Origin of the sequence: Synechococcus sp. MU1651, from assembly GCF_023630635.1 — a bacterium.
Classification (GTDB): domain Bacteria; phylum Cyanobacteriota; class Cyanobacteriia; order PCC-6307; family Cyanobiaceae; genus Parasynechococcus.
On record NZ_JAKUHJ010000012.1, the window covers coordinates 1 to 13,304 of the forward strand.

Annotated in this window: 16 protein-coding genes and 1 tRNA gene; 8 read left to right on the forward strand and 9 right to left on the reverse strand. The window is 60.5% G+C overall.

The features are described from left to right. Positions 1-330: 330 nt before the first annotated feature. On the forward strand, positions 331-789 hold the full coding sequence (locus NCN05_RS09260; RefSeq protein ID WP_250397861.1) for a cupin domain-containing protein: 459 nt from the start codon (positions 331-333) through the stop codon (positions 787-789). 39 nt (positions 790-828) lie between these two features. After that, a complete protein-coding gene (gene aroC / locus NCN05_RS09265) occupies positions 829-1,923 on the forward strand; it encodes a chorismate synthase (protein ID WP_250397862.1) in 1,095 nt (364 codons plus the stop codon). Positions 1,924-1,942: 19 nt separating this feature from the next. Here the strand turns inward: aroC and NCN05_RS09270 are convergent, their stop codons facing one another. The 5 genes from NCN05_RS09270 to NCN05_RS09290 form a co-directional block, all read right to left on the reverse strand. Next, positions 1,943-2,404 carry a hypothetical protein gene (locus NCN05_RS09270; RefSeq protein ID WP_115131633.1) on the reverse strand — a complete coding sequence of 154 codons (462 nt, stop codon included), beginning with the start codon at positions 2,402-2,404 and terminating at the stop codon, positions 1,943-1,945. Between the two features lie 62 nt (positions 2,405-2,466). Beyond that, entirely contained in the window at positions 2,467-3,105 is a 639-nt protein-coding gene (locus NCN05_RS09275; protein ID WP_250397863.1) for a bifunctional 4-hydroxy-2-oxoglutarate aldolase/2-dehydro-3-deoxy-phosphogluconate aldolase, read from the reverse strand. 28 nt (positions 3,106-3,133) lie between these two features. Beyond that, entirely contained in the window at positions 3,134-4,984 is a 1,851-nt protein-coding gene (gene ftsH / locus NCN05_RS09280) for an ATP-dependent zinc metalloprotease FtsH (protein WP_006851961.1), read from the reverse strand. Positions 4,985-5,028: 44 nt separating this feature from the next. Beyond that, a complete protein-coding gene (gene sat, locus NCN05_RS09285) occupies positions 5,029-6,201 on the reverse strand; it encodes a sulfate adenylyltransferase (RefSeq protein ID WP_250397864.1) in 1,173 nt (390 codons plus the stop codon). A 105-nt stretch (positions 6,202-6,306) separates the two neighbouring features. Continuing rightward, entirely contained in the window at positions 6,307-7,137 is an 831-nt protein-coding gene (locus NCN05_RS09290; protein ID WP_114988159.1) for a photosystem II manganese-stabilizing polypeptide, read from the reverse strand. A 120-nt stretch (positions 7,138-7,257) separates the two neighbouring features. Between NCN05_RS09290 and NCN05_RS09295 the strand changes: the two genes are divergently transcribed. Beyond that, positions 7,258-7,563, forward strand: a complete 306-nt coding sequence (locus tag NCN05_RS09295) for a hypothetical protein (RefSeq protein WP_006850908.1) — start codon at positions 7,258-7,260, stop codon at positions 7,561-7,563. Here the strand turns inward: NCN05_RS09295 and coaBC are convergent. After that, the gene (gene coaBC / locus NCN05_RS09300; protein WP_250397865.1) at positions 7,536-8,834 is read right to left on the reverse strand and encodes a bifunctional phosphopantothenoylcysteine decarboxylase/phosphopantothenate--cysteine ligase CoaBC; all 1,299 of its coding nucleotides are present in this window, start codon (positions 8,832-8,834) and stop codon (positions 7,536-7,538) included. The two genes, NCN05_RS09295 and coaBC, sit on opposite strands and share 28 nt — an antisense overlap. Beyond that, positions 8,824-9,024: a protein IsiD gene (gene isiD, locus NCN05_RS09305; RefSeq protein WP_025362051.1), complete on the reverse strand. Its 201-nt coding sequence runs from the start codon at positions 9,022-9,024 to the stop codon at positions 8,824-8,826. Before isiD ends, coaBC begins: the two co-directional genes overlap by 11 nt. Positions 9,025-9,090: 66 nt before the next feature. Here isiD and NCN05_RS09310 point away from each other — a divergent pair. The 5 genes from NCN05_RS09310 to NCN05_RS09330 all read left to right on the forward strand — a co-directional run bounded on the left by NCN05_RS09310 (position 9,091) and on the right by NCN05_RS09330 (position 11,697). Next, positions 9,091-9,163, forward strand: a tRNA-Ala gene (locus tag NCN05_RS09310). Between the two features lie 8 nt (positions 9,164-9,171). Beyond that, positions 9,172-9,309, forward strand: a complete 138-nt coding sequence (locus NCN05_RS09315) for a hypothetical protein (RefSeq protein WP_170950906.1) — start codon at positions 9,172-9,174, stop codon at positions 9,307-9,309. Between the two features lie 44 nt (positions 9,310-9,353). Beyond that, complete coding sequence (locus tag NCN05_RS09320; RefSeq protein ID WP_011363323.1) at positions 9,354-9,554, forward strand: DUF8635 family protein; 201 nt, start codon at positions 9,354-9,356, stop codon at positions 9,552-9,554. A 176-nt stretch (positions 9,555-9,730) separates the two neighbouring features. Next, positions 9,731-10,111 carry a DUF565 domain-containing protein gene (locus tag NCN05_RS09325; protein WP_250397866.1) on the forward strand — a complete coding sequence of 127 codons (381 nt, stop codon included), beginning with the start codon at positions 9,731-9,733 and terminating at the stop codon, positions 10,109-10,111. Between the two features lie 71 nt (positions 10,112-10,182). Continuing rightward, entirely contained in the window at positions 10,183-11,697 is a 1,515-nt protein-coding gene (locus NCN05_RS09330) for an NAD(P)/FAD-dependent oxidoreductase (protein WP_250397867.1), read from the forward strand. Here NCN05_RS09330 and NCN05_RS09335 read toward each other — a convergent pair. Further along, on the reverse strand, positions 11,637-12,686 hold the full coding sequence (locus tag NCN05_RS09335; RefSeq protein WP_250397868.1) for an aspartate carbamoyltransferase catalytic subunit: 1,050 nt from the start codon (positions 12,684-12,686) through the stop codon (positions 11,637-11,639). The genes NCN05_RS09330 and NCN05_RS09335 overlap by 61 nt on opposite strands. Continuing rightward, complete coding sequence (locus NCN05_RS09340) at positions 12,683-13,294, reverse strand: DNA-3-methyladenine glycosylase (protein WP_250397869.1); 612 nt, start codon at positions 13,292-13,294, stop codon at positions 12,683-12,685. Before NCN05_RS09340 ends, NCN05_RS09335 begins: the two co-directional genes overlap by 4 nt. Between the last annotated feature and the right edge of the window lie 10 nt (positions 13,295-13,304).

A 13,304-nucleotide genomic window follows, 5' to 3' on the forward strand; every position in this document is an offset into this window, starting at 1 on the left:
CTGTTCCCTTCGGAACAGCAAAAACGATTCAGATCAACTGAATCGGAAAGCCCCCTCCTCGGAGGGGGCTTTTTGTTGTGCTTTCAGACTTGAGCTCCAATCAACCATCAACAGAGAGGAGCCATCTAAAGTCTTCTCTGCACAACTCTGTGCGATGCAGAGGTGCCAACCCCTCAGCAAAGCTTTGAGTCGACTCAGCAGCGTGGAAGCGAGGCAACCTCGATATCGCACGAAGCAACCGCTTTTGCTGGTGGGCTTTGACTGAGCAGTCCTATGGATGGGCCGGGACTAGCAGCAACTGAAAAGCATGAGAGAACGCGCCGGACTGCCATGAGAAAAACGCAACCCCTGATCCAGCACCTCGGCTTAAAGCCCCATCCAGAGGGGGGCTGGTACCGAGAGCTGCATCGCAGTCCAGACCAAGTGCAGCGACAGGACGGTGCCGAGCGATCTGCCTTGACGGCCATTCTGTTTTTGCTGCCCGCCGGTGCCGTCAGTTGCTGGCATCGGGTGATCGGTGGAGACGAAGTCTGGACGCACATTGATGGGGCCACGCTGGAGCTCTTTCAATGCCAGGGCGATGGCACAGGGCTGAAACGTGATGCTTTGCATGCGTCCAACCCCATCGAGGTGGTTCCCGCCAACACCTGGCAGGCGGCGCGGAGTCTTGGTGACTACTCGTTGATGAGCTGTTGTGTCGGCCCGGGATTTGAGTTCTGTGATTTCGAGATGGCCCGGCAGCATCCCACGACAGAACGTCCGAAATTGCCCCATCCGGAGTTGATCTGAACCGATGGCTTCGTAGCCTCACCGCATCGATCAATGGCCATGGGCAGCAGCTTCGGCGACCTCTTCCGGATCAGCACCTTCGGTGAATCCCACGGAGGAGGGGTGGGTGTCATCGTTGAGGGCTGTCCACCACGGCTCAACCTAAGCGTCGAGTCGATTCAGGCCGAACTGGACCGACGCAAGCCAGGCCAAAGCCACATCACCACACCGCGCAAGGAAGCGGACCAGGTGGAAATTCTCAGTGGCCTGCTGGATGGCGAAACCACCCTTGGCACCCCGATTGCCATGGTCGTGCGGAACAAGGACCAACGGCCCGGGGATTACAAGGACATGGCGGTCGCCTTTCGGCCCTCCCATGCCGATGCCACCTACCAGGCGAAGTATGGAATCCAGGCCCGCAGCGGTGGTGGACGTGCATCAGCGCGGGAAACCATCGGCCGTGTCGCTGCAGGTGCGATCGCCAAACAACTGTTGAAACAAGCAGCAGGAACTGAAATCCTGGCCTGGGTGAAGCGGATCCACACCATCGAAGCCTCCGGCATCGACCCACAGCAGGTTCAGCTGAGTGATGTGGAGGCCAACATCGTTCGGTGCCCCGAGCCAGCGATCGCCGAGCGGATGATTGAGCGCATCGAAGCCATTGGCCGCGAGGGTGATTCCTGCGGCGGAGTGATCGAATGCGTGGTGCGCCATCCCGCCATTGGTCTGGGCATGCCGGTGTTCGACAAACTCGAAGCCGACCTCGCCAAAGCTGTGATGTCGTTGCCGGCCACCAAAGGATTTGAAATTGGGTCTGGTTTCGATGGAACGCTGTTGAAAGGCAGCGAGCACAACGACGCCTTTGTGCCGACCGAGGATGGACGGCTGAAGACCGCCACCAACAACTCCGGGGGCATCCAGGGAGGGATCAGCAATGGTGAGCCGATTGTGATCCGAGTGGCCTTCAAGCCAACGGCCACGATCCGCAAAGAGCAGCAGACCATTGATTCCGATGGCAAGGCCACCACACTCGCTGGGAAAGGACGGCACGACCCTTGCGTTCTGCCGCGGGCCGTACCGATGGTGGAAGCGATGGTGGCACTCGTTCTGGCTGATCACCTACTGAGGCAGCAGGGGCAATGCAGCCTTTGGTGAGCACCACCCTTGAATCAGTTCAGACGGAACTCACCGCTGAGCTGGAGCTCACCGCCGCTGCGGCCGTTTTCGTCTTTGCAGCGCTGCGGGTCCGGGTGCGGCGGGCGGGCTTTTTGCTGGCCTGAGCCTTGGCTGAGGCTGGTTTCTTGGCAGCCAACGTTTTCTTCACCGTCCGGCGTGCACGACCGGTGGTCCCACGGCTGCGATGACTCAACACCAGGGCCCACTCCTCATCACTGAGGGTGGATGGCTTGCTGCCATGGGCGTAGGAGAGCTTGGCCGCCTTTTCAATGTCCTTGATCAGGTTCGTCCAGGACGTGGCAAAACGCTTGTCAGACTGCGATTTTGCTCCGCTTTCCACCAGGGTCTCCACGACTCCAGCAGCCGACACCTTCTTGCGCCGACGATTGAAAATCTCCTTCTGAAGCTGAGCGATCAGGGCATCGGCCTTGTCGCTGAGCTTGATCGTGAGCTGCGACATGACGCAGTTGGATAGCTATCTCATCTGTAGCATTTTGGACGCATGTCGACCAGCCGTTGGCGTCAACGCTGGCTTGTCGATTGACGCAACCAGTCGAGAAGTGCCTGGAAGGCAGGCGCCGATCCCACCACCCTGCGGCCCAGAGCCACGGCGCCATGACCAGCCTCCAGCCATACGGGGAGGTCGCTTACCTCGAGACCACCAGCGGCAATCACGAAGGGCAGGGGGCCAAGGGGCGCCTGCAAGCGGCTCCAGTAACCAGGCCCCAGATTGGCAGCGGGAAACAGCTTGACGACACGACAGCCGAACCGCATGGCCTGGTGAACCTCCGTGGGGCTGAAGACCCCAGGCACCAGCAAGACACCAAGCTCTCTGGCCTGCTCCACGAGCTCAGGGCACCAGCACGGTGCCATGGCGTAGCTGAGATCAAGCCGCGATAGATCGTTGAGCGCCTTGGAAACCGTCACCGAAGCAGCCCCAAGATTCAGACCAGGGCAATGGTCTTGTACCCGATGCATGAACCCCATCCAGCCTGGCTGGTCAACCCAGGCCACTTCGAGATGTCGAAGTCCTGCGGCGTGAAGCTGCTTCACCTGGTCCAACAAACCAGAGCCTGAAGCCGCGAGGTCGTCGGGATCAGGCCGAATCACCAACAAAAGGGGCTGATGCTGCAGGGATGCCACCAAGAGCTCCTGCCGCACCAGCCAAGTGTTGGAAGACGAATCGAAATCAGACGTATTCGGCGACCCGGACGTCACGTTTAATCAGCAGCTCCTGAAGCTCTTCAGCATCAACAGTCTCCTGCTCAACGAGCATCTCAGCCAATTCATCCAGAACGGCTCGGTTGTCGACCAGAACCTTGGTGGCGCGCTTGTAGGCCACATCGACCAGCTCAGAGACCTCTTTATCGATCATGGCGGCGGTTTCCTCAGAGAAGTCACGCTCCGCAGCGATGTCGCGGCCAAGGAACATGCCACCCTGCGCGCGCCCCAAGGCAACAGGACCCAGTTCATCGCTCATGCCGAAGCGGGTGATCATCTGACGCGCGGTGGACGCAACCTGCTGGAGGTCGTTGGATGCACCAGTGGTGACCTCATCTTCGCCGTAGACAATCTCTTCAGCCACCCGACCGCCAAGGGCAACAGCCATCTGGTTCTGGAGGTAGGCCCGGGAGTAGAGACCTGATTCCATTCGCTCTTCACTGGGGGTGAAGAAGGTCAGACCGCCAGCATTACCGCGGGGAATGATCGAGATCTTCTGAACCGGGTCATAGTCCGGCATCAGAGCGCCCACAAGGGCATGACCAGCCTCGTGATAGGCCACCAGGCGAGCGCGGCGCTCGCTCATCACACGGTCCTTCTTCTCCGGGCCCGCCATCACCCGTTCAATGGCATCGCTGATCTCGTCGTTGCTCACTTCGGTGAGCTCGCGACGGGCCGCAAGGATGGCGGCTTCGTTGAGAAGGTTGGCGAGATCGGCACCGGTGTAACCAGGTGTCCGGCGTGCAACCTTGTCGAGATCGACGTCCTTGGCGAGGGTCTTGCCGCGAGCGTGAACCCCAAGAATTTGTAGACGTCCGGAATAGTCAGGCCGATCAACGGTGACCTGACGATCGAAACGTCCGGGGCGCATCAGAGCGGCATCGAGCACGTCCGGGCGGTTGGTGGCCGCCACGATGATGATCCCGGTGTTGCCCTCGAAACCATCCATCTCCGTCAGGAGCTGGTTCAGCGTTTGCTCACGCTCGTCGTTACCACCGCCGAGGCCTGCGCCCCGCTGACGGCCAACGGCATCGATCTCATCGATGAAGACGATGCAGGGAGCGTTTTTCTTGGCTTGCTCGAAGAGGTCGCGAACGCGGCTGGCACCAACGCCAACAAACATCTCAACGAACTCAGAACCAGAGATCGAAAAGAAGGGAACACCTGCTTCACCAGCAACAGCCTTGGCGAGAAGGGTCTTACCGGTGCCAGGAGGCCCCACAAGCAGAACACCCTTGGGGATCTTGGCGCCGACGGCCGTGAAGCGATCGGGGTTCTTGAGGAAGTCGACCACCTCGGTCAGCTCAAGCTTCGCCCCTTCAATGCCGGCCACATCGGTGAAGGTCACCTGGGTGGAGGGCTCCATCTGAACCCGCGCTTTGCTCTTGCCGAACTGCATGGCTGGGTTGCCGCCACCTCCACCCTGGGCGCGCCGGAAGAGGAAGAACAGACCACCAAGCAGCAGCAGAGGGAAGATCAGACTTCCAGCAGCCTGCTGCCAGCCAGGGGTCTGACGGGAGGGCTGCACGGCGATATCAACGCTGTGTTCGGTCAGCAAACCGAGCAGCTCACGATCGGGGGCCAGGTTGACCTGGGCACGACGGCCGTCGTTTTCAACCACCTGGGCGGTGCCTTGATCAGGAGAAATCAGCACACGGCTGATTTGGTCATCCTTCACCGCCTCAACGAACTCGCTGTAGCGGATGGTGTTCACCTGGGGCTGGCTGCCACCGCCGCCACCAAAGAAGGCTGGTGCAATCACAACGATCGCCAGAACCAAGAGGGCCCCGAGACCGATATTTCGCCAACGCTTGTTCACAGGTCGCCTCGTAGATGAAGGAATGTTAAACGGGTTCTCAGTCTTCAGGCGGCGCGGAGCACCTCAACCACGCTCTTGAAGGCGAACCACTCGGGAATCTCCTCACCACCGCGCAGCATCTTGCGGAACTGGGTGCCGCTCAGCTTCTTCACGTGTAGGCCACGCGCTTCAGCATGCTCGGCCGTCACATAGCCCTCTTCCTGGGTGTAAACGAGGTTCAGGGAGGGAACGGTTTCCATCGTGAGCTCGGGGGCACACTCCTTCGCGAAGTTCTGAGCGTCGTAAGGGCCATAGAAATCGTCACCGGTGAGAGACGATTTGCAGCCGGCCATATCCCGGCCAATGATGAAGTGGGTGCATCCGTAGTTGCGGCGGATGATCATGTGCTGCAGCGCTTCACGCGGACCGGCCATGTGCATGGCGTAGGGCAAGTAGGCCCAGCGAATGCTGTCGTTGTTCACTTCAGCCGCCAGACGTTCATAGGTCTGGAAGCGAACGGCACCAGGGATGTCGTCCTGCTGAGTGGGACCGCAGGTGGGATGAACCAGCACCACAGCGTTGTCACTGACGTTCTGTGCATGCAGGGCACGGGTGAACAGTTCGTAGTGCGCACGGTGAATGGGGTTACGGCACTGGAACGCCACCACGTCCTCACCTTCGGGCAGGCCTGCACGCACCTCAGCAGGGGTCTTGCAGGGGAACACCCGCTCGGGCAGAGCAAGACCCTGGAGGCTTCCACCCAGATAGAAGCGCTTGCGCTCCATCGTGATCATCCGAACCGCAGGGTGCTCAATGGAGGTGGTGCCGTAGCAGCCCTTGGCTTCAGCCACTTTGTTGGGTTCCCACTTGTCCTCCACCTCGAGGACGGCCAGGTCCTGACCCTTGTAGGTGAGCAGCAGCTTGTCGCCCACCACCACGTCATCGCGGTCGGTGTCCATCACGATCGGCAGGCCGAACAGCTGGCCAGCAGCCAGACGATGCCCACTGACCACGGCGTCGTAGTCCTCCTGGTGCATGAAGCCACGCAGGGGAGAGAAGCCACCAACACACAGCAGCTCCACATCACAGGCGTTGCGATCGGAACACTCGATCGTTTTGGTCGCCGTGGCTTTCACAGCGGCACGATCCGCCTCGGCCACCATCAGATCAACCAGCGTTCCGCCGTAGGGAGCAATCACACCGGATCGCTGGGCAGGAGCTGAAGCACTGACGGTCATGGCTGCATGGAAAGATCGGGCGATTCTCCCAGATCGCCGGAGGATTGCAATGGGCCACAAAAAAGGGGGCCTAAGCCCCCTTGCAACCTGTTGTGATGACTTGGATCAGGCCTCTTCAAGACGGCCGTAGAGATCGCCAGTGATCTTGATGTCGACCACTTCACGACCACCCATGTCGGAGTCGGAGGGCTGGATGGCGCTGAACACACCAGCGAATTCTCCGGTTTCAGGATCAACCTTGGTGATGGAGAGGCTCATGGTTCCCACACCATCGATGTAGCGCTTGTTGTTGTCCTTCTCGAGCTGCTCGTCATCACCACCAAGTGCCACAAGACCCTGGGCGTACTGAACACCAGTCGTCAGAGCCCGACCCTTGGGATCAATGAAGTTGCTGGTGCGGTAGCTGGGGGTGCGATAGGTGCCTTCAAAGTCAGTGCTGGTGGTCAGAGCCGAGCCATCAGCAGTGGCATTGAGGGACTTGCTGGAGAACGTGAAGGGGAACTCTTCGCCACCGGGCACAAGAACGGTGATCGGCTGGAAGTCGATGCCACCTTTCTCCTGGAATTGCAGGCCTGATTCCGTCACCTTGAGATCGCCAAAAACGGAGTCGAGGCTGGAGGTGTAACGGGTGAGGATCTTGCCCTCAACAAACTCGGCTTGCTGACGAATGTTCTTGGGCTCCTCCTTGGCATAGACCTGCACGGGGTGCATGCAGATCTCACGCAGCTCGTAGCTGCCACCGGCCGTCAGAGGAATCGAGCCCCGGGCTGAATCCCCGATCGTGGGGCAATCGTTGGCTTTGCCGGTGTTGTGAATGTCGTCGTAGGTGACGTTGGATCCACCACGCTGGACTGCATCACTGTCGCCACTGCAGGCCGTGGTGAAGAACGCGAGGCAGAGCGCCAGCACGACGGCCAGCAGAGGACGAATGCGCATGGAAGGAGCCGATCGGCTGAACGCTAATGGGGACGGAATGCCGTCAGATCTGGATCTTACAGGGCGAAAAATGACGTCAGGGCTAGCCTTTTGCAGCTCTCAACAACTTGTCGAAAGAGCGTGACATCCAACGATCCCGATTCGACCCAGGCACGGATGGCTCCGGCACTGGCCGCCCTAGGCGAGCTGGCAGAGGAGTTGAGGGGAAATCCCGAAGCACTGCTCACCCTGCTGCGTGAGCTGGAGGCCCTGCATCGCGACGTTCAGGACGGTCCGTTTCGTCAAAGCCTTCCAGAAAACCGCCAGAAATTGTTCACACTTCTGCAGGGAATGGAGAAAAACGGAGGCTGGCCCTACATCCCTCGTCTTCAGCTGCGCACCTTCATCGACCTGCTCGGTCAGGACTCCATCGACGCCGCGGCCTGATCCCGAGCCTCAACCAGAGCATCTATCAATTGATGGGCCAGAGAGAGCTTTGCCGTCACAGGCAGCTCTCGTCTCCAGCCATCTCCAAGCAACCAGCCTCCATTGGATTGGTCCCCGAAACCCTGACCATCGCGGTCCACGGGATTCACCATCATCAAATCGCAGCCCTTCGCCAGCCGCTTGCTTTCAGCCCGCTCAAGCAAATGGGCATCGCTGCCTGTGAGCGCTGAGAAACCGAGAACCAACTGTCCGGGACGGCGTTGGCGGGTCAGATTCGACAGCAAATCAGGCACTTCGGCCCAACCAGAAACAAGTGCCTGCTGAAGATCCTGCTTGGCCAGCTTGCTTGGGGGAGCGGCATCGCGCCGCAGGTCAGCGACGGCAGCAGCCATGACGAGCACATCGGATCTGGACTGAGCCAACTGCAGAGCTGAACCGAGTTCGGCGGCACTCTCCACCGCAGTGCACTCCAGGCCTTCAAGCCAGGCGTCGGGGAGATCCAATGGACCATGCACCAGATGAACGGTGGCACCCCGGAGGCGTGCCGCCTGCGCCAGCAACACACCCATGCGGCCGCTGCTGCGGTTGCTCAGGAAACGGGCCGGATCAATCGACTCTTGCGTCGGTCCAGCCGAAACAAGAACGGTCATCCCCGAGCAATCAAGGGTCACGTCAGGAATTCCCGAACCGCGGCTGAACACAGACGCAGCCGCCAACTCAATCAACAGCGGATCGGCCATGCGCCCATCGCCGACGCGATCACAGGCCAAGAGACCGGACGCCGGCACGAGGGGGATCACCCCAGGGAAGGATTGAACCTGCTGCCAGTTGCGTTGCACCGCAGGGTGACGCCACATGGCCGTGTTCATCGCCGGAGCCGCGATAACAGGAGCTTCCATGGCCAGCAGAACACTGGCGAGCAGACCGTCGGCTGAACCCTGGCTCCAGCGGGACAGGCTGCTGGCACTAAGGGGCGCAACGATGGCCAACTCCGCCCACTCCGCCAACTCGATATGCAACGGCCTGGATGAGGCGGAGTCCCAATGGTCGGCCTCGAGATAGCAGCGATGGCGACTGAGGCTGGCGAGCGCCACGGGACTCACCAAGGCAGCACCACTGGTGGTCACAAGACAGCGCACCTCAGCGCCGGCCTTAATCAGCGCGCTGACGAGCAAGGGCGTCTTAACAGCAGCAATGCTGCCGCTGACGGCCACCAGCACACGCCGCCCGAACAGTGGCGACGACAGTGGCGACGCCTGCTCAATCTTCATCAAAAGGCTCTTGGTCCACCAAATGGTGGTACGGAAGGATCAGCTCGGGCCGGTGAATGGCCAGCGCCCGAAGCAGGTGCCAATCCGAAAGGCTGTCGAAAGGAGAGGGGTAATCGTCCTCTTCAAGCCGGCGGGCGAGTTCGGCCGTCGAGGCCTCGTCAAAAGCTTCGAGCCGTTCCTGCGTAAGCATCGAGCCGTCCTCAGACCCCATTCATGGCAGTTTGACGCAGGCCGTGCCGGCTAGCGTTGGCTGACCGGGGAATTAGCTCAGTTGGTAGAGCGCTGCGATCGCACCGCAGAGGTCAGGGGTTCGAATCCCCTATTCTCCACTGCGCTTTTGCAGCGTCGCCTGCCACTCATTGGCCTGTTTGTCCTGGTGGTGTTCAGCACCGTGGCACGACCTTCAGCCCTGCTCACCTTCACACTCCTGGCTGCAGCCGGTGCGATAAGTCGTGCCCCATCACGCCGCACCTGACCCCCCATGAGGTAAAAGGGGGGTGTTGAACTCCCCCGTAGCCGATGTCGCAATCGAAGCGCGAGCAGGTCGTGAGCCACCTGCGCTACATCCGCCAAGAGCTGCGCGAGATGCACCAAGGAGTCATGGAAGACGGCCTTCTTCCCGAAGCGGGCGAAGTTCGGGGTGTGATGGCACAAATGGAAGCTCTGCTAGAGCTTCTCGAAGGCAAAGCGTCCAGAAAAGCGAAGGCTGAGTCCAAATAACTTTCAGCGCAAGCCGTTGTCAAAGCCCTCAGCTCTGGCTTTGCTGCGCCAATCCCCATCACCTGGCCCGGGCTTGCCCCGGGTTTTTTTATTGAAATCTCCTATCCGTAGTGTCTGATGCCTGCAGGTTGCCTACGGGTGGTGTAAACAGGTGCTGGCAGGGGCATGGCCGGGTGATGGGGATCACTGGTTTCGACCCTGCCTCTTCCCCTGAAACCAGTGCCGTGCGACGGCTTCAAACCACCCGGCTGCAAACCAACCTTGGAGCAGCCTTTCAAAGGCTGGATCGATGGGCGCGCAATCCTTGGCGGCGGTTTTCCTTGCTGGCCCTTGCCGGACTCATCGGCTTTTTGATCGGTAGCGCCATCACATCAGTGGCAGGCGTTCTCGGGCAGATGGACCCCGTGGCTGCGCTTGTGGTGGTACTTGCCACTGAACTCACGATCCGGCGCCGACGCAGCTCCGAATCATCACTGAAGCTGCCCCAACAGCTCCTGGACCTTGGTCGTATTGGCTTTCTCTACGGCCTCTTTCTCGAAGGATTCAAGCTGATCTGAAGCAGAACCGTTCAAAACAGCCAACCAAGATTGCGATTCATACCCTTCGGAAAGAATCCGATGGGATGCAAATGGCGAGCAACCATTGCTTCCTGGAGCTTGAACCGCCAGCGGAGCGGTTACGTCATGCACCGCATGTGGTCATCGTCGGCGGAGGCTTTGCAGGGGTGCACGCCTGCAAGGCCCTGGCCAAGGCGGATGTGCGCATCACCCTGATTGACAAGCGCAACTTCAACCTGTTCCAGCCACTGCTTTATCAGGTGGCCACAGGTTTGGTCTCAAGAAGTGATGTGGCCACACCTCTGCGCGAACTGGTGGGCAAGCAAGACAACGTGCAGGTGCTGCTGGGGGAGGTCACCACCGTGAACCCCGAAGGCAAACAGATCGTTTTCAACGGCAAGGCCTACAGCTATGACCATCTGATCCTGGCCACAGGATCAGGCAGCACTTGTTTCGGCCACAAAGACTGGCGTACCTTTGCGACCCCGATGAAAATCCTCGAACACGCCGAGGAAATACGCCGCCGTTTGCTGATGGCGATGGAGCAGGCGGAGCAGACACCGAACCCCGAGGCACGCCAGTTTCTGCAGACGGTGGTGATCGTTGGTGCCGGCCCCAGCGGCTGCGAGATGGCTGGTGCCGTTTCTGAGCTGATGCGTTGGGCCCTGAACAATGCCTTCAAACAGCTGGATCCCCAGAAAACACGGATCGTGTTGGTGGACCCCGGCGACAGAGTGCTGAGAGCGATGCCATCGGAGCTCTCCGAAGCGGCCCTTGCGGCTCTCGAACGCGACGGGATCGAGTTTTTGCCCCAGGGCCGCGTCCAAACCATGCGGCCCGGAGAGGTGGTGATCAGCAGCCCCGATGGTGATGTCCGGGTCCATGCGGCAACGGTGATCTGGACCGCTGGTGTGAAGCCATCCCATCTGGGACAGAAGCTCACGGAAGCCACCGGTTGCGACGTCGATCGCGGTGGAAGGGTCATCGTCAACCCCGATTTCTCGATTCCCAGCCATCCCGAGATCCGCATCGCTGGTGATCTCTGCAGCTACAGCCACACCGTGAATGGCAGGCCGCTGCCGGGCATGGCGGCTCCCGCCAAACAGGCCGGCACATTCATCGGAAAAGACATCGCTGCAATCGTCTCCGGAGGTTCCCGCCCCAAATTCCGCTACGTCGATTTCGGCAGCATGGCTGTGGTGCACGCCAGTGCAGTGGCCGACCTGCATGGCTTCAAATTTTCCGGACGCCTGGGCCTGCTGCTGTGGGCCATCGTTCACCTGGCCTTGATCCCCAACCGAGAGAACCGGATCACCTTGAGCATCCAATGGCTGTACGCCCTGGCGACCCGGCAACGGGCCTCGATTCTGCTAACCGGAATGCCCAGCCAGCATCTGGCACTTGATGCTGAGGATGCCCACTTCCCGATGGCCAGCGGCAAAGGTCCCTCCATCGCAGAACCCGATGCCGGCCTCAAGGCAGCGATGGATTACTACGCCCATCAGCTCAGTGGACTCCCCCAAACTCAGGAGCTGCTCGACACCAGGGAGGCCTCAGTTGCAGATTCGGAAGCTGCCATCAAATAGAGCAAGGCCATCCGGGTGGGCACGCCATTCCTGACCTGCTCTTCCACAAGGCTGACGCGCGGGTCATCCAGAAGCGTGCCACTCAATTCGACGCCGCGATTGACCGGGCCGGGGTGCAGTACGGGAGCGTTCTCTCCGCAGAGCTGCATGCGCTCATGGCTCAGCCCGAAGTCCCGGTGATAGCGCTCCAAGCTGGTGAGCAACTGCTGGCCCATCCGTTCCTTCTGAAGCCGCAGGGTCATCACGGCATCGGCGCCCGGCAGCGCATGCTCCAGGCGCCGCACCACGCTGACCTTGCCCCGTTGCGGCACCGGATCCTTCAGCAGACCCGGGGGCGGAGCATCCACGAAGGCCGAAAAATCCTCGGGAACAAGGCTGGGAGGACCGCACAACACCACATCCGCGCCACAGGCCGTCAAAGCCCAGAGATTGGAACGGGCCACCCGCGAGTGAAGGATGTCTCCGACAATCACAATCCGGCGACCTTGCAGCGCTTCCGGCATGGGGTACTGGGGCGAGAAATGCCGAGCAAGAGTGAGCAGATCCAGCAGTCCCTGACTGGGATGACTGTGAAGTCCATCGCCCCCATTGAGCACCACGGTGCGCTCACCCATCTGCTGCAGATCCAGCGCCAGTTGCTGCGGAACACCGGTGGAACGGTGGCGCACCACCAAAACGTCGGCGCCCATGGCCACGTAGGTGCGCGCTGTGTCGAGAACGCTTTCCCCTTTGCTGAGTGAGCTGCTGGAGGGTGAAAAGCTCATCACGTCTGCCGACAGACGCTTGGCCGCCAACTCAAAACTGCTGCGAGTTCGGGTGCTGGGCTCGAAGAACAGCGTTGCCACCAGACGGCCCTGCAAGGCGGGCAGTTTGCGGGCACCAGTGACGGGCAGTGAACGAAACCGCTGGGCCAGCTCAAGCACAGCTGCAAAGTCTTCCCGCGAAAACGAGGCGAGATCCAGCACGTGTCGATGCGGCCAGCCACTCATGACGACGACTCCAGCGATGGCGCCCAGCACTGTGCCTTGGGTGGCATGCGATCGCCCCGAGCTCGTCTGCTGACACTGCGACTGCTCCGCAGGTACCAGCGCCATGGGGTTGCAGCGCCCTGGGAAATGCCGATCCGGGTGGTTGTCACAAGATCCTGGCTGGCAAATGTGTCTGACCTTGGGGCCATCCACACGTCATGTTCGCCTGTCACCGGACGGCTGTCATCACAGCGATCAAGCCCGAAACGTCGTGCCAACAGGCCGGGCCCTGCAGCCATCCGCTCCGGCTCATCGGGAAGTGCCACGGCACGCAGCAACACGCCGTTGGCCCAATCGGCCCGATCGGTGACCACGTTCACGCAGTGGTGGATGCCATAGCTCACATACACATAGAACCGCCCTGGCTCACCGAACAGGGTTTCGTTTTGCGGTGAACGGCGGCGGTAGCCATGACAGGCGGGATCATCCTGGGAATACGCCTCCGCCTCCACGATCACGCCCCACAGCAAGGAGCCGTCGTCTTGCCGTTTCACCAACCTGCAGCCCACCAAATCGGGGGCAACGACCTCCGCTGGTCGGCAGAAGAAACTCAGCGGTAGTGCCTCCATACCTCCCAAC